At 67.4% G+C, this 21468-nt stretch carries 17 protein-coding genes; 10 read left to right on the top strand and 7 right to left on the bottom strand.

Annotated features, from left to right (window positions below; genetic code table 11):
* Positions 1 to 24: 24 nt before the first annotated feature.
* From pcaF to B5Y19_RS21855, 7 genes are all read right to left on the bottom strand, one after another.
* The gene (gene pcaF / locus B5Y19_RS21885; protein ID WP_055728511.1) at positions 25 to 1233 is read right to left on the bottom strand and encodes a 3-oxoadipyl-CoA thiolase; all 1209 of its coding nucleotides are present in this window, start codon (positions 1231 to 1233) and stop codon (positions 25 to 27) included.
* An 83-nt stretch (positions 1234 to 1316) separates the two neighbouring features.
* On the bottom strand, positions 1317 to 2036 hold the full coding sequence (locus B5Y19_RS21880; RefSeq protein WP_176168692.1) for a ribonuclease activity regulator RraA: 720 nt from the start codon (positions 2034 to 2036) through the stop codon (positions 1317 to 1319).
* Positions 2037 to 2168: 132 nt separating this feature from the next.
* Positions 2169 to 3086, bottom strand: a complete 918-nt coding sequence (locus tag B5Y19_RS21875) for a dihydrodipicolinate synthase family protein (protein WP_055728512.1) — start codon at positions 3084 to 3086, stop codon at positions 2169 to 2171.
* 54 nt (positions 3087 to 3140) lie between these two features.
* Positions 3141 to 4652, bottom strand: a complete 1512-nt coding sequence (locus B5Y19_RS21870; RefSeq protein ID WP_055728513.1) for a tripartite tricarboxylate transporter permease — start codon at positions 4650 to 4652, stop codon at positions 3141 to 3143.
* Between the two features lie 18 nt (positions 4653 to 4670).
* Positions 4671 to 5159, bottom strand: a complete 489-nt coding sequence (locus B5Y19_RS21865; RefSeq protein ID WP_055728514.1) for a tripartite tricarboxylate transporter TctB family protein — start codon at positions 5157 to 5159, stop codon at positions 4671 to 4673.
* Between the two features lie 128 nt (positions 5160 to 5287).
* A complete protein-coding gene (locus B5Y19_RS21860; protein ID WP_079592085.1) occupies positions 5288 to 6283 on the bottom strand; it encodes a tripartite tricarboxylate transporter substrate binding protein in 996 nt (331 codons plus the stop codon).
* A 68-nt stretch (positions 6284 to 6351) separates the two neighbouring features.
* The gene (locus tag B5Y19_RS21855; RefSeq protein ID WP_055728515.1) at positions 6352 to 7386 is read right to left on the bottom strand and encodes a 4-hydroxythreonine-4-phosphate dehydrogenase PdxA; all 1035 of its coding nucleotides are present in this window, start codon (positions 7384 to 7386) and stop codon (positions 6352 to 6354) included.
* A 158-nt stretch (positions 7387 to 7544) separates the two neighbouring features.
* Between B5Y19_RS21855 and B5Y19_RS21850 the strand changes: the two genes are divergently transcribed.
* The 10 genes from B5Y19_RS21850 to B5Y19_RS21805 all read left to right on the top strand — a co-directional run bounded on the left by B5Y19_RS21850 (position 7545) and on the right by B5Y19_RS21805 (position 21383).
* A complete protein-coding gene (locus B5Y19_RS21850) occupies positions 7545 to 8948 on the top strand; it encodes a hypothetical protein (protein ID WP_055728516.1) in 1404 nt (467 codons plus the stop codon).
* A gap of 52 nt (positions 8949 to 9000) precedes the next feature.
* Positions 9001 to 9666 carry a GntR family transcriptional regulator gene (locus B5Y19_RS21845; RefSeq protein WP_055728517.1) on the top strand — a complete coding sequence of 222 codons (666 nt, stop codon included), beginning with the start codon at positions 9001 to 9003 and terminating at the stop codon, positions 9664 to 9666.
* Between the two features lie 246 nt (positions 9667 to 9912).
* Positions 9913 to 11505, top strand: a complete 1593-nt coding sequence (locus B5Y19_RS21840; RefSeq protein ID WP_055728518.1) for an ABC transporter substrate-binding protein — start codon at positions 9913 to 9915, stop codon at positions 11503 to 11505.
* Positions 11506 to 11654: 149 nt separating this feature from the next.
* A complete protein-coding gene (locus B5Y19_RS21835) occupies positions 11655 to 13271 on the top strand; it encodes an ABC transporter substrate-binding protein (RefSeq protein ID WP_055728519.1) in 1617 nt (538 codons plus the stop codon).
* Positions 13272 to 13556: 285 nt separating this feature from the next.
* On the top strand, positions 13557 to 14567 hold the full coding sequence (locus B5Y19_RS21830; RefSeq protein WP_055728520.1) for an ABC transporter permease subunit: 1011 nt from the start codon (positions 13557 to 13559) through the stop codon (positions 14565 to 14567).
* A 40-nt stretch (positions 14568 to 14607) separates the two neighbouring features.
* Positions 14608 to 15519 carry an ABC transporter permease subunit gene (locus tag B5Y19_RS21825; protein WP_055728521.1) on the top strand — a complete coding sequence of 304 codons (912 nt, stop codon included), beginning with the start codon at positions 14608 to 14610 and terminating at the stop codon, positions 15517 to 15519.
* 4 nt (positions 15520 to 15523) lie between these two features.
* Positions 15524 to 16546 (top strand): ABC transporter ATP-binding protein, encoded by a 1023-nt coding sequence (locus tag B5Y19_RS21820; protein ID WP_055728522.1) that lies wholly within the window; start codon positions 15524 to 15526, stop codon positions 16544 to 16546.
* Positions 16543 to 17523 (top strand): peptide ABC transporter ATP-binding protein, encoded by a 981-nt coding sequence (locus tag B5Y19_RS21815; RefSeq protein ID WP_055728523.1) that lies wholly within the window; start codon positions 16543 to 16545, stop codon positions 17521 to 17523. Before B5Y19_RS21820 ends, B5Y19_RS21815 begins: the two co-directional genes overlap by 4 nt.
* A gap of 153 nt (positions 17524 to 17676) precedes the next feature.
* Positions 17677 to 20019, top strand: coding sequence for a molybdopterin guanine dinucleotide-containing S/N-oxide reductase (locus B5Y19_RS21810; RefSeq protein ID WP_055728524.1), 2343 nt, complete (start codon positions 17677 to 17679; stop codon positions 20017 to 20019).
* Positions 20020 to 20096: 77 nt separating this feature from the next.
* Positions 20097 to 21383, top strand: coding sequence for an NAD(P)/FAD-dependent oxidoreductase (locus B5Y19_RS21805; RefSeq protein WP_055728525.1), 1287 nt, complete (start codon positions 20097 to 20099; stop codon positions 21381 to 21383).
* Positions 21384 to 21468 lie beyond the last annotated feature (85 nt).

Raw genomic sequence — 21468 nt, 5'->3', positions numbered from 1 at the left:
GCGGCGCCCGCGCCGGCTGACTTCTCAGACCCGCTCGAGCGCGATCGCGATGCCTTGGCCGACGCCGATGCACATGGTGGCGAGCGCGCGCTTTCCGCCCGTCAGCGACAGTTCGAGCGCAGCCGTGCCGGCGATGCGGGCTCCCGACATGCCGAGCGGGTGGCCGAGCGCAATCGCGCCGCCATTCGGATTCACATGCGCGCCGTCCTCGGCGATGCCGAGCTCGCGGAGCACGGCGATGCCCTGGCTGGCAAAGGCCTCGTTGAGCTCGACCACATCGAAATCCGTCGGCTTCAGGCCTAGCCGCGCGCAGAGCTTGCGCGTGGCTGGAATGGGACCGAGCCCCATCACCCGCGGCGCTACGCCACCGGTCGCGCCGCCGAGGACGCGGGCGAGCGGGGTCAGCCCGTATTTCTTCACGGCCTGCTCGGAGGCTACGATCAGCGCCGCCGCACCGTCATTGACGCCGGAGGCATTGCCGGCGGTGACGGTGCCGCCTTCCTTCCTGAACGGCGTCGGAAGCTTGGCGAGCTTCTCCAGCGTGGTGTCGCCACGCGGATGCTCGTCGAGCTCGACGCGGATCGGATCGCCCTTACGCTGCGGGATCGCGACCGGCACGATCTCCTTGCCGAGCCGGCCGTTCTGTTGGGCAGCGACGGCCTTGAGCTGCGAGCGCAGGGCGAAGGCGTCCTGATCGGCGCGGCTGACATTGCAGTCGGCAGCGACGTTTTCGCCGGTCTCCGGCATGGAGTCGACGCCGTATTGCAGCTTCATCAGCGGGTTGACGAAGCGCCAGCCGATCGTGGTGTCGTGGATCTCGGCATGGCGCGAGAAGGCGCTGTCGGCCTTGGGCAGCACGAAGGGCGCCCGCGACATGCTCTCGACGCCGCCGGCGATCATCAGCTCGGCTTCGCCCGCCTTGATCGCGCGCGCGGCGGCGATGACGGCGTCCATGCCGGAGCCGCAGAGCCGGTTGATCGTGGTGCCGGGCACCTCCTTCGGCAGGCCGGCGAGCAGGAGCGACATGCGCGCGACGTTGCGGTTGTCCTCGCCCGCCTGGTTGGCGCAGCCGAAAATCACGTCGTCGACGGCGCCGAAATCGACGCCCGGATGCCGCTCGACCAAGGCCTTCAGCGGCACGGCGCCGAGGTCATCGGCCCGCACCGCGGACAGCGAGCCGCCAAAGCGGCCGATCGGCGTGCGCAGATAGGCGCAGATGAAGGCTTCGCTCATGGTCGGTTCCCCTCTCCTCGTAGCCGCCAGACGGCGGGCCCGTATTGAAGCGGCCCCCCACGCTACGCAAGCCCCGCCTGCGACTAGCGGCCGTTCGCCTTCCGCCAGGCCGCGAAATCGACCTTGGTCTGCTCTTCGGTCGCCGGATAGAGGCCGAGGATCGAGCGGCCCTTCAGCACCTCCTCGGTGACGAAATCCTCGAAGGCGGTCATCTCGACGGCTTCGGCCGCGACCTCGTCGGCAAGATGGGCGGGGATGACGATGACGCCCTCGGCATCACCGACCACGACATCGCCCGGGAAGACCGCGACATCGCCGCAGCCGATCGGCCCGTTGATGTCGATCGCCTGATGCAGGGTCAGGTTGGTCGGGGACGAGGGACGGTTGTGATAGGCTGGGAAGGGCAGTTGCGCGATCTCGGGCGAGTCGCGAAAACCGCCATCGGTGACGACGCCGGCCACGCCGCGCTTCATCAGCCGGGAGACGAGGATGCCGCCGGCCGAGGCCGCGCGCGGGTCCTTGCGGCTGTCGATCACCATCACCGCGTCGGGCGGGCATTCCTCCACCGCCTTGCGCTGCGGATGCGCCCGGTCCTGGAAGACCGAGAGCGGATTCAGATCCTCGCGCGCCGGAATATAGCGCAGCGTGAAGGCTTCCCCGACCATGGTGCCGGCACCGGGATTGAGGGGGCGGACATCCTGGATGAACTGGTTGCGCAGGCCGCGCTTGAAGAGGGCCGTGCAGAGCGTGGCAACGGAAACCGTGCGCAGCTTCTCGCGGGTTTCCGGCTTCAGACTGGGCATGCGTTCACCTTCTTCCGTCCTGGCTCCCGCCGGGCGGCAGGCAGCCGAGACGATCCCGCGTTCCGACCCGCTTTGTAAAGGCGGAGCGATCAGCGAAAAACGCAACCCCGCCCCGGCCTTCCGCGAGGCCGCCTATTTCCCCCAGCGCAGCGCCAGCGGATCGAGCTCGCGCGCCAGTTCGATCAGGCCCTCGCGGGTCTTCGGATGCAGCGGCGTCAGGGGATGGCGGACGGCCTCGGACTTGATGACGCCGCCTTCCTTCATCACCGCCTTGGCCGAGCGCAGGCCGCATTGGCGATTCTCGTAGTTGATGATCGGCAGGACACGGGCATAGAGCGCTGCCGCCTGCTTGCGATCGCCTGCCGCGTGGGCGGCGAGGATCGGCTTGATCAGGTCCGGGATCATGGCGCTGGTCATCGTGCCGGTGGCGCCGGCATCGAGATCGGCCATGAGGGTGATCGCCTCCTCGCCATCGAAGGGGCCGACCACGGCATCGCCGCCGGCCTCGATCAGCGCGCGCAGCTTGTTGGCCGTGCCGGGCACCTCGATCTTGAAGTAGCGGACGAGCGGCACCTCCTTCGCCAGCCTGACCATGAAGGGCACGGTCATGGTCACGCCCGAGAGCGGCGCGTCCTGCAGGATGATCGGGATGCCGCAGGCATCGGTTACCTGCTTGAAGTGCTCGATCATGCCCTGCTCGTCGGCCTTGAGCAGCGCGCCGTGATAGGGCGGCATCATCATCAGCATCTTGGCGCCGGCATCAGCCGCGGCCTTGGCGCGCTGGGCCGCGATGCGCGTCGAGAAATGCGAGGTGGTGACGATCACCGGAACGCGGCCCGCGACCTGCTCGATCGAGAGCCGCATCACCTGGTCGCGCTCCTCATCGGTGAGCAGGAACTGCTCCGAGAAATTGGCGAGGATGCAGATGCCGTCGACGCCCTGGTCGACCATCAGGTCCATGACGCGCTTGTTGCCCTCGACATCGAGGTCGCCGCTGTCGTGGAAGATGGTCGGCGCGATCGGCAGGATGCCCTTGTAGGGTTCGGTCATGGCGTCATCTCGTCGGTGGCGGACAGGGCGGGAATCGAACTGGCGATATGGATGTCAGACAGTGCTGGCGGCCTTGGTGCCGCGCAAGCGGCGCGCGAAGGAGCCGAGGACCGGCATGACCAGCAGCGCCAGGCCGATCGTCATCAGCGTCGAGACCAGCGGGTTCGACCAGAAGATCGAGAGCGAGCCCTGGCTGAAGATCATCGACTGGCGGAAGGCGTCCTCGGCCTTGTCGCCGATGACCATGGCGAGCACGAGCGGCGCGATCGGGTAGTCGAGCTTCTTGAAGACATAGCCGACGAGGCCGAAGACCAGCGCGAGCCAGATGTCGAATTCCTTGCTCGCGGCGGTGAAGGCACCGATGAAGCAGATCACGACGATGATCGGCCCGATGATCGAGAAGGGGATGCGCAGGATCGAGGCGAAGAGCGGCACCGTCGCCAGCACGATCACCACTGCCACGACATTGCCGAGATACATCGAGGCGATCAGGCCCCAGACGAAATCCGGCCGGTCCGTGAACAGCGTCGGGCCGGGATTGAGGCCCCAGATCATCAGGCCGCCCATCATCACCGCCGCCGTCGCCGAGCCGGGAATGCCGAGCGCCAGCATCGGCAGCATGGCGGCGGAGCCGGCGGCATGGTCGGCCGTCTCAGGCGCGATCACGCCCTCGGGCTCGCCCTTGCCGAACTTGGCAGGGTTGCGCGAGGAGCGCTTGGCCATGGCGTAGCTCATGAAGGAGGCGGCCGTCGGCCCGCCCGGCGTGATGCCCATCCAGATGCCGATCAGCGAGGAGCGCAGCAGCGCGAGCCAGTAGCGCGGCAGCTTCGCCGCCGTGCGCAGGACGTCGCCGACACGGACCTTGGCGGCGACGCCCTCGAATTTCAGCCCCTCCTCCATGGTCAGCAGCAATTCGCCGATGCCGAACAGGCCGATCACCGCGATCAGGAAGCTGACGCCGGCGAGCAGCACGTCGAACTCGAAAGTGAGCCGCACATTGCCGGAGACCGAGTCCATGCCGATCGTCGCCAGCGCGAAGCCGATCGCCATCGAGACGACGGTCTTGAAGGGCGAGGAGCCGCCGAGCCCGATGAAGCTCGCGAAGGTCATGAAATAGACAGCGAAATATTCGGGCGAGGAAAAGCGTAGCGCGAATTTCGCGACCCAGCCCGAGAGCAGCGTGATCAGGATGACGCCGGCCATGGCGCCGAAGCCGGCCGAGAGGAAGGCGAAGGACAGCGCCTCGGTCGCCTTGCCCTGCTTGGCCATCGGGTGGCCGTCGAAGGTCGTTGCGACCGATGAGGGTTCGCCGGGAATGTTGAACAGGATCGAGGTGGTCGAGCCGCCGAAGAGCGCGCCCCAATAGAGCGAGGTCAGCAGGATGATCGCCGAGACCGGGTCCATGCTGAAGGTCAGCGGCAGCAGCAGCGAGACGCCGTTCGGCGCGCCCAGACCCGGCAGCACGCCGACGAGCACACCGAGGAGAACGCCCGCCATCATCAGCAGGAGATGATGCGTGGTGAGCGCGACCGAGAAGCCGTGCATCAGGTTGGCGACGTTATCCATGCTGATATCCTCGCCGTCTCAGAGGCCGATGAGCGGCTCGATCGGGCCTTTGAGCAGGCCGATCTGGAAGAATTTCTCGAGCGCGAAATAGAAGAAGGCCGCCGTCACGAAGGCGGTGACGAGGCTCTGCAGCCAGCCATAGCCGCCCTGGAAGCGCATCGCGAAGACGAGATAGAGGATCGTCGCGACATACATGCCGAGCGTGGCGCTGAGCACGACGAAGGCGATCAGCGGCAGCAGGAAGGACAGCACCCGCTTGCCGCGCTCGGCATCGAGGAAGGCCTCGGCGAGCACGGACTTTCCGGTAACGCGCTGTCCGAGAGTGACCGCTATGGTGCCGAGGCTCGCCAACGCGATCAGCGCCCCCGCATAGAAAGGAAAGGCGCCGGGCTGCGGACCGGAACTGTCCCAGCCGATGCCGAACTCCAGCGAGCCCTTCACGATGACGAGCCCGAAGACGAGCGTCAGGACGGCCGTCCCGATCTCTGCCCAGAAGCGGGTGATCATGTGGTGGGTTCTCCCTTCCAGGGCTTACGCGTCATGGCCGGGCACGACCCGGCCATCTCGGAAACCAGCCTTCTCGTCTGAGATTCCCGGGTCGGCGCATCGCACCGCCCGGGAATGACGATCCCACCTTACTTCGCGATCCAGCCTTCGTTCTCGAAGACCTTCTTGTTGGCCGCCTCGTCCTTGGCGACGAAATCGGCTAGTTCCTTGCCCTTCATGAACTTGCCGGTCTGGGCGGTGCGCGTCACGAATTCCTGCCATTCGGGGGTCTTCGAGACCTTCTCCAGCAAGTCGGCATAGTAGGTCACGGCATCGGCCGGGACGTCGGCCGGCAGCCAGACGGTGCGCGGCATCTGGAAGGTCTCCAGCGGCAGGCCGGCTTCCTTGCAGGTCGGGATGTCGCCCCAGCCCTTGCCCTCGAAGACCGGCTCGCCCTTGGCGAGACGCACCGGCGAGAACACGCAGAGCGGCTTCACCTGCCCGGCCTTCCACTGGCCGATATTCTCGTTGGGATTGTTGGTGTTGGAGTCGATATGGCCGCCGGCGAGCTGCACGGCCGCGGCGCTGCCGCCCTGGAACGGCACGTAGATCCACTTCACGCCGGTGGCGTCCTGGATCATCGAGGTCAGCGTCTGGTCGGTGTCCTTCGACTGGCTGCCCCCCATCTTGAAGCCCATGGGCTTGGCCTTGACCGCGTCGATATAGGCCTTGGCGTCGGCATAGGGGGCATCGCCCTTGACCCAGAGCAGGAACTCGTCGAGCGCCAGCGCCGCGACCGGCGTCAGATCCGAGAACTTGTAGCCGAGCTTGGCGACGTAAGGCAGCAGATAGGCGTTGTTGGTGCCGAAGATGACGCGGTTCGGATCACCCTTGGCGCCCTTGCCGTAGACATAGCCCTCGGCGCCGGAGCCGCCGCCCTTGTTCACCACCACGATCGGCTGCTCGGTGAACTTGTGCTTGGTGATGATCGACTGGATGATGCGGGCGAAATTGTCGGTGCCGCCGCCGGCGCCGGAGGTCACCACGAACTCGATCGGCTTGGTCGGTTCCCAGGCCTGCGCCGAACCGGCACCGCCGAGCGCGAGCGCGCCGGCGAACGCGGCAGTGATGGCAATATTCTTCATGAAGCTTCTCCCTGGCGTTGAATTATATGGGCCGCTCTTGTCGGCGGCTTCGTCGAAAACAAGCTGAATCAGGCGGCCGCGCGCGCCTTTGCCTTGTCGTCCTGCGCCATCCTGATGGCGAGGGCGAGCGCAGCGCGGGTCGCGCCGAGATTGGCGATGCCCTTGCCCGCGATCTCATAGGCCGTGCCGTGGGCCGGCGTGCAGATCGGGAAGGGGAAACCGCCGATCAGGGTGACGCCGCGATCGAAGCCGATCAGCTTCATCGCGATCTGCCCCTGGTCGTGATACATCGTCAGCACGGCGTCGAAATCGCCGTTCCTGGCACGCAGGAACACGGTGTCGGAGGGAAAAGGCCCTTCCACCGTGAAGCCCTTGGCCTTGGCCGCCTTCACCGCCGGCTCGATCGTCTCGATCTCGTCGCGGCCGAAATTGCCGCCATCGCCGGCATGCGGATTGATGCCCGCGACCGCGATGCGCGGCGGGTTGAAGCCGGCCGCGCGCAGATTGGCGTCCGCCAGCGTCAGCGCCCTGAGGATGCGCTCCTGCGTGATGTTCTGCGCCACTTCCGAAAGCGGGATGTGCGAGGTGACCCGAGCGTTCCAGAGCTTGTCGAGGATATTGAACTCGCTCGCCGCTCCCTCGAAGCCGATGGCATCGCGCACGAAACGAATCTCGTCGTCATAACCCGGATAGGCGAAGCGCATCGCCGCCTTGTTGAAGGGCGTGAAGAAGACCGCGCCAGCCTTGCCGGCGGCAGCGAACTGCAGCGCCCGGCGGAAGTTCTCGGTGGCCGCCTTGCCGCCGGCGAGCGTCGCCTTGGCGCGCTGGAGATCGGCCGGGTCGTGATTGGCGAGATCGACGAAGACGGGCCTGTCGCCGAGCGGCAGCGCGTCGCCATCCTTCACGACCTGCACCTGGGGGTCGACGCCGCCATCGGCGATGCCGAGATCGAGCAGCCGCTTGTCGCCGAACACGACGTAACGCGCCGCAGCCCGGAGATCCGGTTCCGACAGGATCCGCGCGGTCAGTTCCGGACTGATGCCCGAGGGGTCGCCCATCGCCACGGCGATCACCGGCAGGGCGTCATTGGTCCGTTCATCCATGGCCGCGCTCCGCTGCCTCGCATTCGTTTTCTGCCTTTCTCGCTAACACAGGCATCAGGCAGCCTCAAGTATGCTGTATGCAGCATAACGCGTTTGCTGTAGTCATCGCCGGGAAGCGCGGAAACGCCCATCGCCGGACCGCGCCGGGAGGAGAGACGATGAATTTTCATGCCCACTACGCCGGGATCGCCGAACCGATCGAAACCTGTCTCGTCGGCAGCGGCAGCTTCGGCCGCAGCTATCTCGCGCAATCGCGGCGCACGCGGCTGGTCAATGCCCGGATCGCGGTGGACATGACGGCGGAAGCTGCCAGCCGCGCCTTCGCCGCCGCCGGCTTCACGCCTTCCGAGATCGCCCTTTGCGAGACGGCGGCTGCGGCGCGTGCGGCCTGGGACAGCGGCAAATGCGTCGCCGCGGCCAGCCTCGGCATCGTCCTGGACCTGCCTTTCCGGCTGCTGGTCGAGGCGACCGGCAGCCCCGAGGCGGCGACGCGGCACAGCCTCGCCGCGATCGATGCCAGGCGCCATGTCGCGCTGGTCTCGAAGGAGGCCGACAGCGTCGTCGGTCCGGGTCTGGCGCGCCTCGCCCGCGACAAGGGCGTCACGGTGACCCCGGTCGATGGCGATCAGCCGAGCCTGCTGATCGCGCTGGCGAGTTGGGCGGAAGTCCTCGGGCTCGAGATCATCGCCGCCGGCAAGTCCAGCGAGTATGACTTCGTGCTCGACGCCGCGACCGGCAACGTCACCTGCAACGGCGTGACACATGCCCTGCCCGCCCTGCGCGAGCACTGGCTGCCCGGTACCCGCTCCGTCGTCGCCACCGCGGCGGAACGCGCGCGCATCCTCGGCGAGGCCTTCCCCTTACGCGCCGTGCCCGATCTCTGCGAGATGACGCTGGTCGCCAATGCGCTCGACTTCTCCGCCGATGCGACGGGCTTCCATGCGCCGCCCGCCCGCGTCCCCGAACTTGCCGATCTCTTTGCCGAACGTGGCGAGGGCGGGCTGCTCGCCGGCACGCGCCGCATCGACGTCTTCCACCATCTGCGGCTGGCGGAAGAGGCGAGCTTCGCCGGCGGCGTCTTCATCATCGTGCGCTGCGACAATGCCGAGAGCTGGGAGATGCTGGCCGGCAAGGGCCATGTCGTCAGCCGCAGCGGCCGCACGGCGGCGCTCTACCTGCCGCGCCATCTGCTCGGGGTGGAGGTCGCGACCTCGATCCTCGACGCCGCCGGCCTCGGCCGTTCGGGCTATGGCGACGACTACCGGCCGCGGCAGGACCTCGTCGCGGTGGCCCGGCGCGACCTCGGCGCCGGCACCCTGCTCACGATGGGCGGGCATCATCACAGCATCGACGGCGTCGGCGCCGAGGTGAGGCCGGCCGCAGCGCTCGCCGACGACCGCCCCGCCCCGTTCTATCTCGTCGCCGACAGGCCGCTCGTCCGCGACGTCAGGGCCGGAGAGGCGATCCGCTTGGGCGACGTCGCGATCGACCCCGATTCCGGGCTATTGGCGATGCGCCGGCGCCAGGACGCGCTGTTCGCCATGGAGCGCGCGCCGGTTTGACAGCAAGCGGGCCGCGTGCCGTAACGGTGTGGCCGGAAACACGGGAGCAACGATGAGCGAAACGGCGGCCGAGTATCCCCGGATCATGCGGCGAACCCTCCATGACGAGGTGCTGGAACGCGTCCGCGACATGATCATCGAAGGGCAGCTCGCCCCCGGCCAGCGCATCAATGAAGGGCTGGTCGGCGCGCAGCTCGGCGTCTCGCGGACGCCGCTGCGCGAGGCGATCAAGACGCTAGCCAGCGAAGGGCTCGTCGAGATCCTGCCGGCAAAGGGCGCGGTCGTCCGCAAGTTCTCGGCGCGCGACCTCGCCGACATCCTCGAGGTGATCAAGAGCCTGGAACAGCTCGGGGGGCGGATCGCCTGCGCACAGGCCAGCGACGCGACGATCGCCGCGATCGACAAGATGCACCGGGAGATGCTGGCGCTCTACAAGACGCGCGACCGGCTCGACTACTTCAAGCTGAACCAGGCGATCCACAGCGCCATCGTGGGGGCCTCGGGCAACGCCGTGCTGCTCGAGATGCACACCACGCTGCAGTCGCGCATCAAGCGGCTGCGCTTCGTCGGCAATGAAGGGCCCGAGAAATGGGCGGGCGCCGTGGCCGAGCACGAGGACATGATGGCTGCCCTGCTCAGGCGCGATGCCGATGCGCTCTGCGAGGCGATCGGCCGCCACATGGACACGACGCTGCTGCGCGTGCGCGAGGCGCTGTGACGGCAGCGGCCGGACGGCGCACGCCCTGCCCTCCGGCGACCTTCCCCGCCGACGCGCGCAGCCCGGCGGACCGGCCGGCAACCCCGCCGAAAGACTCCTGAAACGCCTGCGGAAACGACTATTCGCGCCCCGCGACTTTCAATAAGCTGTTGACAAGGCGGCTCTGGGAATTCCGCCCACGAAGCTTCCGATGCAACGGGGCCATCCTCCGTCCCGTGGGGCGGAGAGGCGTTCAAGGAGACACCCATGAAGAAACTGCTTTTGGCGACGCTGTCGGCCTCGGCGCTGATGGCGGCGCAGCCGCTGGCGGCGAAGACGCTGGTCTATTGCTCGGAGGGCAGCCCCGAGAACTTCGCGCCCAGCGTCAACACGACCGGCACGTCGTTCGATGCGAACACGCAGATCTACGACACCATCGTCCAGTTCGAGCGCGGCGGCACCAAGGTCCAGCCCGCGCTCGCCGAGAAGTGGGACATCTCTCCGGACGGCCTGACCTACACCTTCCACCTGCGCAAGGGCGTGAAGTGGCACTCCAACAAGAACTTCAAGCCGACGCGCGACTTCAACGCCGATGACGTGATGTTCATGATCGAGCGGCAGTGGAAGGAAGACCATCCGTTCTTCAAAGTGACGAGCTCGAACCACTCCTACTTCAACGACATGGGCATGCCCAAGCTGCTGAAGTCGGTCGAGAAGGTCGATGACTACACCGTCAAGTTCACCCTGAACCAGCCGGAGGCGCCGTTCCTCTCCGACCTCGCCATGCAGTATGCCAGCGTGCAGTCGAAGGAATATGCCGACGCGATGCTGAAGGCGGGCACGCCCGAGAAGATCGACCAGGAGCCGATCGGCACCGGTGCGTTCTACCTGGTGCAGTACCAGAAGGACGCGATCATCCGCTACAAGGCCAATCCGGATTACTGGGCCGGCAAGGCCAAGATCGACGATCTCGTCTTCGCGATCACGCCGGACGCATCGGTCCGCTGGGCCAAGCTCCAGAAGGGCGAATGCCATGTCATGCCCTATCCGAACCCGGCCGATCTCGACGCGATCAGGAAGGACGCCAATGTCGAGATCCTGGAGCAGCCGGGCCTGAACATCGGCTACCTCGCCTACAACACCAGCAAGAAGCCGTTCGACGACGTCAAGGTGCGCCGCGCCGTCAACAAGGCGATCAACAAGAAGGCGATCATCGACGCCGTCTATCTGTCCAGCGGCGTCGCGGCGATCAACCCGATCCCGCCGACCATGTGGTCCTATAACGAGACCATCAAGGACGATCCCTATGATCCGGAGGCGGCCAAGAAGGAGCTGGCCGAGGCCGGCTATCCGAACGGGCTCGAGATCGACCTCTGGGCGATGCCGGTGCAGCGGCCCTACAACCCCAACGCCAAGCGCATCGCCGAGCTGATGCAGGCCGACCTCGCCAAGGTCGGCATCAAAGCCGAGATCAAGACCTTCGAATGGGGCGAGTACCGCAAGCGCCTGCAGGCGGGCGAGCACCAGACCGGCATGTTCGGCTGGACCGGCGACAATGGCGACCCGGACAACTTCCTGCACACGTTGCTCGGCTGCGATGCGGCCAAGAACAATGGCGGCAACGTCGCCAAGTTCTGCTACAAGCCCTTCGACGACCTCGTGGTGAAGGCGAAGACCGTCACCGACCAGGCGGAGCGCGAGAAGCTCTACCGGGAGGCGCAGGTGATCTTCAAGGAGCAGGCCCCCTGGTTCACCATCGCCCATGCGGTCCAGCTCAAGCCGGTCCGCAAGGAAGTGAAGGACTTCAAGCTCTCGCCGTTCAGCCGCCACGTCTTCTACGGCGTCGATATCGGCAAGTGATCCGAAGCGCCAGCCGCTCACGATGCTGGCGCGGCTGATGCATGCCAAACGACGCGGCCCCGGCGGGGCCGCGTTTCGGGAGGCGGAGACGATGGGGCACGACGCCCCGCGCCCGATCCGTCTTCCCGCCTGTCCCGAGAGAAACGCCCATGTCCGTTCGTGCCCGCTCCTTAGCCCTGACGCTGGGGCTGAGCGCCCTGTTGCTTCCCGCCGTCGCCGGCGCCCAAGCCCTTGTCGTCTGCTCCGAAGCCAGTCCCGATTTCCTGAACCCGCAATTCAGCAGCCAGAACACCGCCTATGACGTGGCGGCCCAGATCTACGAGCGGCTGACCGCGACGGAGCGCGGCGGTTCGCAGATCATCCCGAGCCTGGCCGAATCCTGGACGATCTCGGACGACGGGCTGAGCTATACGTTCAAGCTGCGCAAGGGTGTGAAATGGCACGCCAACAAGGGCTTCACGCCGACGCGCGAGTTCAACGCCGACGACGTCATCTTCTCGTTCCAGCGCATGTTCGACCCGAACCACCCCTACAACAAGGTCGGCAGCGGCAATTACCAGTTCTTCAGCGAGATCGTGCGGCCGAGCCTGAAGTCGATCGAGAAGGTCGACGACCTCACGGTGAAGCTGACGCTGACCAAGCCGAACGCGCCGCTGCTCAGCGCACTTTCGGTCGAGCCGATGTCGATCCTCTCCGCCGAATACGGGGCGGCGATGCTCAAGGCGGGTACGCCCGAGCAGGTCGATTTCGCGCCGATCGGCACCGGCCCGTTCTCGCTTCTCAGCTACCAGAAGGACGCCGTGATCCGCTTCAAGGCGGTGCCGGACCATTGGACCAAGGCCGTCGGCAATCGCGACCGCATGGCGCTGGTCAACGACCTGATCTTCGTGATCACGACCGACGCCGCCGTGCGCTTCGCCAAGGTCCGCTCCGGCGAATGCCAGATCGCGCGCTATCCCAACCCCGGCGACCTACCCGCGATGAGGACCGAGCCGACCATCAACCTGCTCCAGGGCAGCATCGCCGATCAGAGCTTCCTCGCCTTCAACCAGGAGAAGAAGCCCTTCGGCGACCAGCGGGTGCGCGAGGCCCTGGCCTATGCCACCAACATCCCCGCGATCATCGACGCCGTCTATCAGGGCACCGGCAAGCCGACGGCGGCGGCGGTTCCGCCCTCGCTCTGGTCGCACAACGCCGACCTCAAGCCCCGGCCCTACGATCCGGAGAAGGCCAAAGCCCTGCTCAAGGAGGCCGGCTATCCCGACGGCTTCGAAACGACGCTCTGGGCGATCCCGGTCGTGCGCGCCTATATGCCGAACGGCCGGCGCGCGGCCGAGCTGATCCAGGCCGACTGGGCGAAGATCGGCGTCAAGGCGACGATCCAGACCTTCGAATGGGGCGAGTATCTCAAGCGCGGCCGCGCCGGCGAGCACGAAGTCGGCATGTTCGGCTACACCTGGGATTATCCCGATCCGAGCCAGATCCTGCTCTCCGGCTGGACCTGCGAAGGGGTGAAGACCGGGGCCAACCGGGCGCGCTGGTGCAACCAGGAAGCCTCCGACGCGCTGGCCAAGGCCAACACGATCACGGACCAGGCCGAGCGCACCAAGCTCTACAAGCGCTTCCAGGAGCTCTTCCACGCCGATGTGGCCGGCCTGCTCTTCGCCAATGCGCAGGCTTTCACGCCGGTGCGCAAGGAAGTGAAGGACTACAAGATCCACTTCTTCGGCGGGCAGCCCTTCTACGGTGTATCGGTCGCCAAGTGATCGCGAGCGATCAATAATCAACGGCGCCGGCGGAGCATTCATTGCTTGGCCGGCGCCACTATCTTCGCATTTGTTGCGCCGAATACCCCTGGGATTTCCGAGTCTTTCGCCCGACGATCGCTCGAGCGCCGGCGCCACCATCGCGATCCACGGTTTTTGTCACCGCGTTCTTGATCTTTCGCGGATTCTGGTGTTTCCGCTGCGCCGGAATTCGAACTCGACTAAAATGACAAGACAGGCCGCCGCGCAGGACGACATGCCTCGGCCGATAAGAATGGCAGAACCATGCTGCGCTTCATCTTCACACGGCTGAGTCTGGTCATCCCGACCTTCATCGGCATCACGCTGCTGGCCTTTTTCCTCGTCCGCCTGGTCCCCGGCGATCCGATCGAGACCATGGCCGGCGAGCGCGGCATCGATGCCGCCCGCCATGCCCAGTTGCTCACGGAATATGGCCTCGACCGGCCGCTGCTCGTCCAGTACGGCAAATATATCGAGCGCGTCGTCCAGGGCGATCTCGGCAAGTCGATCGTGACGCGCGAGAGCGTGCTCACCGAATTCGGCCAGCTCTTCCCAGCCACGATCGAGCTCGCGCTCTGCGCCATCCTGATCGCGCTGATCGTCGGGCTGCCGGCCGGCATCATCGCCGCGGTGAAGCGAAACTCGATCTTCGACCATGGCGTGATGGGCATCTCGCTCACCGGCTATTCGATGCCGATCTTCTGGTGGGGCTTGCTGCTGATCCTGCTGTTCTCGGTGCAGCTCGGCATCACGCCGGTCTCGGGCCGGATCTCGGTGCAGTACTTCATCGAGCCGGTCACCGGCTTCCTGACCATCGATAGCCTGCTCGCCGGCGATATCGACGCCTTCTGGTCGGCGCTGTCGCATCTCGTCCTGCCCGCGATCGTGCTCGGCACCGTGCCACTCGCGGTCATCGCGCGCATGACGCGTTCGGCGATGCTGGAGGTTCTGGGCGAGGATTACATCCGCACGGCGCGGGCCAAGGGCATGGCGCCGATCCGCGTGGTCGCGCTGCATGCCCTGCGCAATGCGCTGATCCCGGTCGTAACCGTCATCGGCCTGCAGGTCGGCACGCTCTTCACCGGCGCGATCCTGACCGAGACGATCTTCTCCTGGCCCGGCGTCGGCAAATGGCTGATCGAGGCGATCAGCCGGCGCGACTATCCGGTCCTGCAGGGCGGCACGCTGCTGCTCGGCATGGTCGTGATGAGCGTCAACCTCTTCGTCGACCTGCTCTACGGCCTGATCAACCCCCGCATCAGGCACGCCAAATGATCCGCCCTTCGCATTCCAGCTCCCATCGGAGCCTTCGCCCATGAGCGCCGAAACCCTCGAAGCCCCCGCCGCCGCCGCGCCGAGCGGAACCCCGCCGCACCCGCTGCGCGAGTTCTGGACCTATTTCAGCGCCAACCGCGGCGCCGTCGCCGGCCTCATCGTCATCGTGCTGGTGCTGCTCTGCGCGCTGTTCGCGCCGTGGATCGCGCCGCATGATCCGAACCTGACCAACAACGCGGTCTTCCTGAAACCGCCGTTCTGGCAGGAGGGCGGCTCGCTTTCCTATCCGCTCGGCACCGACGCGATCGGCCGCGACATCCTCTCGCGCCTGCTCTACGGCGCGCGGCTCTCGCTGGTGATCGGCATCGCCGTCGTCGCGCTCGCCATCGTCGTCGGCATCGTGCTCGGCCTGATCGCGGGCTACTTCAAGGGCATCGCCGACATCGCGATCATGCGGCTGATGGATATCCTGATGACGATGCCGAGCCTGCTGCTCGCCATCGTCATCGTCGCGATCCTCGGCCCCGGCCTGATGAATGCGATGCTCGCCGTCGCCATCGTCGTGCTGCCGCATTATGTCCGCATCACCCGCGCCGCCGTGATCGCCGAGGCGAGCAAGGACTATGTCATCGCCGCCCAGGTCAGCGGCGCGCAGACGGTCCGCCTGATGTTCTCGGAGATCCTGCCGAACTGCGCCGCGCCGCTGATCGTGCAGGCGACGCTCGGCGTCTCCACCGCGATCCTCGACGCCGCCGCGCTCGGCTTCCTCGGCCTCGGCGCCCAGCCACCGACCCCGGAATGGGGCACCATGCTCGCCGATGCGCGCGAGTTCGTGCTGCGCGCCTGGTGGGTCGTTACCTTCCCAGGCCTCGCCATCCTCATCACCGTGCTTGCCTTCAACCTGCTCGGTGACGGCCTGCGCGATGCGCTCGACCCCAAGCTGAAGCGCTGATCCCATGCCCCTTCTCGAAATCGAAAATCTCAGCGTCGAATTCCCGACCTCCCAGGGAACGCTACGCGCCGTCGACCGCATCGACCTCACCCTCGACGAGGGCGAGGTGCTCGGCGTGGTCGGTGAATCCGGCTCCGGCAAGAGCGTCACCATGCTCGCGCTGATGGGCCTCGTCGGCTATCCCGGCCGCGTCCGCGCCGACAAGCTGCGCTTCGACGGCCGCGACCTCCTGACCATGTCCGACCGCGAGCGCCGCCAGCTCACCGGCAAGGACATCGCGATGATCTTCCAGGAGCCGAGCACCAGCCTGAACCCCTGCTTCACCATCGGCTTCCAGCTCGCCGAGACGCTGAGGAAGCACGAAGGCATGAGCGGCAGGGCGGCGAAGCACCGGGCGATCGAACTGCTCGAACAGGTCGGCATCCCGGCCCCGGAAAGTCGCCTCAAGGCTTATCCCCACCAGCTCTCCGGCGGCATGAACCAGCGCGTGATGATCGCGATGGCGATCGCCTGCAATCCGCGCCTGCTGATCGCCGACGAGCCGACGACCGCGCTCGACGTCACCATCCAGGCGCAGATCCTCGAATTGCTGATGTCGCTGCAGCGCGAGCGGAACATGGCCCTCGTGCTGATCACCCACAATATGGGCGTCGTCGCCGAGACCGCACAGCGCATCATGGTGATGTATGCCGGGCAGATCATGGAGGAGCGCAAGGTCGACGCGCTCTTCGCCGACCCGCAGCATCCCTATTCCGCCGCTCTGCTCGCCGCCTTGCCGGAGCGCAGCGAGAATGCGACGCGGCTCGCCACCATCCCCGGCATGGTGCCGGGCCTGAACGACCGGCCGAAGGGCTGCCTGTTCAGCCCGCGCTGTGCCTATGCGACCGAGCACTCGCGCAACGTCCAGCCCGAGCTGCGCCCCTGGCGCGACGGCCATGTGCGTTGCCACTACCCGCTCGGCGACCCGAACCGGGATGCAGAGCGCGCCCGCGACGAGGCCGGCCCGACAAAGGAGGCCGTGCGATGAGCAACCCGGTCATCGAAGCGCGCGAGCTGACGCAGGTCTATCCGGTCAAGCAGGGGCTGTTCCGCCCGCCGGCACAGCTGCAGGCGGTGAACAAGGTCTCCTTCTCCGTCGAAGCTGGCCGCACGCTCGCCGTCGTCGGCGAGTCCGGTTGCGGAAAATCGACGCTGGCGCGGATGGCGACGCTGATCGAGACGCCGACTTCGGGCGCGCTGACGCTCGACGGCCTCGACGCCGTCAATCCGCCGGCAAGCGAGCGCAAGCGCCTGCGCCGCACGGTGCAGTTCGTGTTCCAGAATCCCTATGGCTCGCTCAACCCGCGCAAGAAGATCGGGACGATCCTGGAGGAGCCGCTCAAGATCAACACCGACCTCTCCGCGGCCGACCGCACCGAGAAAGCGCGCGCGATGATGGCCAAGGTCGGCCTGCGCCCCGAGCACTATGCCCGCTACCCGCACATGTTCTCGGGCGGCCAGCGCCAGCGCATCGCGATCGCCCGCGCGCTGATCCTCTCGCCCAAGCTCGTGGTGGCGGACGAGCCGGTCTCGGCGCTCGACATCTCGATCCAGGCGCAGGTGCTCAACCTGCTGGCCGATCTGCAGGACGAGCTGAAGCTCGCCTATCTCTTCATCTCGCACGATCTCAGCGTCGTCCGTCACATCGCCCATGACGTGATGGTGATGTATCTCGGCAATGCGATCGAGCACGGGCCGAAGGAACGTATCTACGCAAGGCCGCTGCATCCCTATACGCAGGCGTTGCTCGCCTCGACGCCGCGCGTCGACGCCGGCAAGCGCGAGCGTATCGTGCTGCGCGGCGAGCTGCCCTCCCCGCTCAACCCGCCCAAGGGCTGCGTCTTCTCGACCCGCTGCCCCTATGTCACCGAGCGCTGCCGGGCGGAGCGCCCGGAGAAGCGCGAGGTCGACGGCCGCCAGGTCGCCTGCCACTACGCCGAGGACTTCCTGGCCAAGGCGGCCTGACGGCCGGTCCTGCCACGACGGAAGTCCCCGCGACGCCGTTCCAGCGTCGGGGCGGACATGCCGGCCCGGCGCAAAATCCCCTTGCGGTTTCCGACCGGGGAGAGGCATGACGGAACCTCGTCATGCCAGCTTCGTCGCGACGGGATCGCTCCAATGGCCGCATCGGATAACGCAGCGCAGCAGCCTTCCGAGGACGGGTTTCGCCCGCATACCTCGCATTGGGGCGTGTTCTCCGCCCGAATGAAGGAGGGGCAGCTCGAAGTCCGTCCGCATGAGGGCGACCCCGACCCCAACGAGATCATCCAGAACTTCCCGGCGGCGCTGCGTCACCGCGCCCGCATCGCACAGCCGATGGTGCGCCGCGGCTGGCTGGAGAACGGGCCGGGCCCTGACGACCGGCGCGGGCGGGACGAATATGTGCCGATGTCGTGGTCGGCGGTGCTCGACAGGCTCGCCGCGGAACTGCGCCGCGTCCGCGACGACCATGGCCCCGGCGCCATCTTCGGCGGCTCCTATGGCTGGGCCAGCGCCGGGCGCTTCCACCACGCCCAGAGCCAGATCCACCGCTTCCTCAACACTTCGACCGGCGGCTATGTGAAGTCGGTCAACAGCTACTCCTCCGGCGCCTCCTCCGTCCTCGTGCCGCATATCATCGGCGACTACGAGGACCTGGTGAAGCGCAACGTCTCCTGGGAGCAGATGGCCGAGCACAGCGAGGTCGTGCTCGCCTTCGGCGGCATGGCGCTGAAGAACAGCATGGTCGCCGGCGGCGGAACCAGCCGGCATGTCGAGCGCGGCGCCATGGAGCGCGCCAAGGCGCGCGGCTGCGAATTCCTGCTGGTCAGCCCGCTGCGCGCCGACCTGCCCGCGGGCGCGGGCGCCGAATGGGTGGCGAACATCCCCGGCAGCGACACCGCGCTGATGCTCGCCCTCGTCCACACGCTCGTCGTCAACGGGCTGCATGACCGCGCCTTCCTCGACCGCTACACTGCCGGCTGGCCGGTCTTCGAGCGCTATCTGCTGGGCGAGAGCGACGGACAGCCCAAGGACGCGGCCTGGGCCTCGCCTCTCACCGGCCTGGCGGCCGAGCAGATCGTGGCGCTGGCGAAGCGCCTGCACGGCAAGCGCGCCCTGATCGTCGTGGCCCATGCCCTGCAGCGCGCCGAACATGGGGAGCAGCCGGTCTGGATGGGCATGGTGCTCGCGGCCGCTCTCGGCCAGATCGGCCTGCCCGGCGGCGGCTATGGCTACGGCCTCGGCGCCATCGCCTATTACGGCCGACGCTACAATGCGGTGCCGATGCCGACCTTCTCGCAGGGCAAGAATCCCGTGAGCGACTTCATCCCGGTGGCGCGCATTTCCGACATGCTGCTCAATCCGGGCGCGAGCTATCGCTACAACGGCCAGACGCGGACCTATCCCGAGATCAAGCTGGTCTACTGGGCCGGCGGCAACCCCTTCCACCACCATCAGGACCTCAACCGGCTGCGGCAGGCCTTCGCCCGCCTCGACACGCTGGTCGTCCACGAGCTCGCCTGGACCGCGACGGCCCGGCATGCCGACGTCGTGCTGCCCTGCACGATGACGCTGGAGCGCGAGGATATCGGCGGCAACCCCAACGACCCGCTGCTGGTGCCGATGCAGCCGGTGGTCGCCCCCTATGGCGAGGCACGCGACGATTACGTGATCTTCGCCGGTCTGGCGGAGCGCCTGGGCACGGCGGAGGCCTTCACCGAAGGCCGCAGCGTCCGGCAATGGCTCGAGCATCTCTATGAGCCCACCCGCGCCGGGCTGGCGGAGAAGGGACTGCCGGCGCCGAGCTTCGCCGAGTTCTGGGCGAGCGAAGGTTTCGATCTGCCGCAACAGCCCGACGATGGCGGCAAGCTGCGCGCCTTCCGCAACGACCCCGAAGGGGCGCCTCTGCCGACGCCAAGCGGCAAGCTGGAGATCTTCTCCGAGACCATCGCGAGCTTCGGGGAAGCCGACTGCCCCGGCCACCCGGCCTGGCTCGGTCAGCGCTATGTGCCCGATGCGGCCACCCCTTACGTGCTCGTGGCCAACCAGCCGCGGACCCGACTGCACAGCCAGTTCGACTTCGGCGGCCACAGCAGCGACGCCAAGCATCGCGGCCGCGAGGTCGCCCATATGCATCCCGACGACGCCGCGGCACGCGGCATCGCCGATGGCGACATCATCCGCCTCTCCAACCAGCGCGGCGCCTGCCTCGCGGCCGTGCGCCTCACCGACGGGATCCGCCGGGGCGTGGTCCAGCTGCCGACCGGCGCCTGGTACGACCCCGCCGACCCGCAGGACGACAAGCCTCTCTGCGTCCACGGCAACCCGAACGTGTTGACCCGGGACGTCGGCACCTCGGCGCTGGCGCAGGGCTGCACCGGCCAGCTGACCACGGTGCAGGTCGAGCGCTTCGACGGCAACCTGCCGCCGATCCAGGCCTTCGAACCGCCCGGCGCGCCGGGGGCCCAGGCCGCCGAATAGCGCTGCGGTGGCGCTGGAGCGCCGCCGCATCCCCCCGCGAGAACAGACGTCCTTCCGCCTGCCTGCCGCGAGATCGCATGCCTTCCTCCTATATCGACACCTATTACCGCCGCACCCTCGCCTCCGCCGAGAACTATCCCGTCGCCGAAGGGCGCCTGACCGCCGAGATCTGCATCGTCGGTGGCGGGCTCGCAGGGCTGACCGCGGCGCTGGAGCTGGCGCGCGCCGGGCGTTCCGTGCTGCTGCTGGAGGCCGAGCGGGTCGCCTGGGGGGCCTCAGGGCGCAATGGCGGCTTCGTCAGTCCGGGCTATGCGACCTCGCTCTCCGCCATCGAACGCCGCGCCGGCCGCGAGCAGGCGGAGGAACTCTACCGCCTGACGATGGAAGGCGTCGGCATCGTCCGGCGCAACATCGAGAGCCTCGGCATCGCCGATGCGGCGCCTTCGCCCGGCATCATGCGAGTCCTGCGCTATGATGGTGGCGTAGCGCTGCAGGAAGAGCGCGACGCGCAGGAGAAGCGCTTCGGGCGCAAGCTGCGCTATCTCGGGCATGACGAGACACAAGCGCTGCTGCGCTCGCCGAAATACCACGCCGCGCTCGCCGACGACGACGCCTTCCACTTCCACCCGCTCAACTATGCGCGCGGCCTCGCCCGCGAGATCCAGCGGCTCGGCGGCACGATCCATGAAGGTTCGCCGGTTCTGTCCTGCGAGCTGGAAGGCCCGGTGAAGCGCCTGCGCACGGCGCAAGCCAGCATCGAGGCCGAACAGGTGCTGTTCACGACGGGCGGTTATACCGGCGGGCTGTTCGCGCCGCTGAAGCGCTCCTTCCTGCCGATCGCGACCTATGTGCTGCTGACGGAAGCTGCGCCGGAGCTGATCGGCCAGGCGATCCGCACCAGCGCCGGCATCGGCGACGACCGGCGCGCCGGCGACTACTACCGGCTGGTCGAGGGCGGCTCGCGCATCCTGTGGGGCGGCCGGATCACGACGCGCACGAGCGAGCCGCGCGACGTCGCGGCCCTGCTGCGCCGCGAGATGGTGACGACCTACCCCCAGCTCGCGCCGCTCAAGGTCGAGCTCGCCTGGTCGGGGCTGATGTCCTATGCGCGCCATCTGATGCCGCAGATCGGGCAGTACCGGCCGGGCGTCTGGTACTGCACCGCCTTCGGCGGCCACGGCATGAACACGACCGCGATCGGCGGCACGGTGATCGCCGAGGCGATCAGGGGCGACAGCGACCGCTTCAAGCTGTTCGCGCCCTTCGGCCTGAGCTGGAACGGCGGCCCCTTCGGCACGGCCGCGGTGCAGCTGACCTATTGGAGCTATCAGGCGGCAGACGCGCTGCGCGAGCGCCGGCAATAGTTGACGCGCCGAGGCCGCCGGCCCCGGCCAGACAGCCAGGCCCGCAGGCGGCATGACGGGGCAGACCGGAATGGGGCTGCCGGCC

Origin of the sequence: Allobosea thiooxidans (assembly GCF_900168195.1) — a bacterium.
Classification (GTDB): Bacteria; Pseudomonadota; Alphaproteobacteria; order Rhizobiales; family Beijerinckiaceae; genus Allobosea; species Allobosea thiooxidans.
This window is presented reverse-complemented; position numbering and strand designations above follow the sequence as displayed.

Coding starts and splice junctions, on each gene's coding strand:
- pcaF (WP_055728511.1), bottom strand. CDS start 1,233: ATGAGCGAAGCCTTCATCTGCGCCTATCTGCGCACGCCGATCGGCCGC.
- B5Y19_RS21880 (WP_176168692.1), bottom strand. CDS start 2,036: ATGCCCAGTCTGAAGCCGGAAACCCGCGAGAAGCTGCGCACGGTTTCC.
- B5Y19_RS21875 (WP_055728512.1), bottom strand. CDS start 3,086: ATGACCGAACCCTACAAGGGCATCCTGCCGATCGCGCCGACCATCTTC.
- B5Y19_RS21870 (WP_055728513.1), bottom strand. CDS start 4,652: ATGGATAACGTCGCCAACCTGATGCACGGCTTCTCGGTCGCGCTCACC.
- B5Y19_RS21865 (WP_055728514.1), bottom strand. CDS start 5,159: ATGATCACCCGCTTCTGGGCAGAGATCGGGACGGCCGTCCTGACGCTC.
- B5Y19_RS21860 (WP_079592085.1), bottom strand. CDS start 6,283: ATGAAGAATATTGCCATCACTGCCGCGTTCGCCGGCGCGCTCGCGCTC.
- B5Y19_RS21855 (WP_055728515.1), bottom strand. CDS start 7,386: ATGGATGAACGGACCAATGACGCCCTGCCGGTGATCGCCGTGGCGATG.
- B5Y19_RS21850 (WP_055728516.1), top strand. CDS start 7,545: ATGAATTTTCATGCCCACTACGCCGGGATCGCCGAACCGATCGAAACC.
- B5Y19_RS21845 (WP_055728517.1), top strand. CDS start 9,001: ATGAGCGAAACGGCGGCCGAGTATCCCCGGATCATGCGGCGAACCCTC.
- B5Y19_RS21840 (WP_055728518.1), top strand. CDS start 9,913: ATGAAGAAACTGCTTTTGGCGACGCTGTCGGCCTCGGCGCTGATGGCG.
- B5Y19_RS21835 (WP_055728519.1), top strand. CDS start 11,655: ATGTCCGTTCGTGCCCGCTCCTTAGCCCTGACGCTGGGGCTGAGCGCC.
- B5Y19_RS21830 (WP_055728520.1), top strand. CDS start 13,557: ATGCTGCGCTTCATCTTCACACGGCTGAGTCTGGTCATCCCGACCTTC.
- B5Y19_RS21825 (WP_055728521.1), top strand. CDS start 14,608: ATGAGCGCCGAAACCCTCGAAGCCCCCGCCGCCGCCGCGCCGAGCGGA.
- B5Y19_RS21820 (WP_055728522.1), top strand. CDS start 15,524: ATGCCCCTTCTCGAAATCGAAAATCTCAGCGTCGAATTCCCGACCTCC.
- B5Y19_RS21815 (WP_055728523.1), top strand. CDS start 16,543: ATGAGCAACCCGGTCATCGAAGCGCGCGAGCTGACGCAGGTCTATCCG.
- B5Y19_RS21810 (WP_055728524.1), top strand. CDS start 17,677: ATGGCCGCATCGGATAACGCAGCGCAGCAGCCTTCCGAGGACGGGTTT.
- B5Y19_RS21805 (WP_055728525.1), top strand. CDS start 20,097: ATGCCTTCCTCCTATATCGACACCTATTACCGCCGCACCCTCGCCTCC.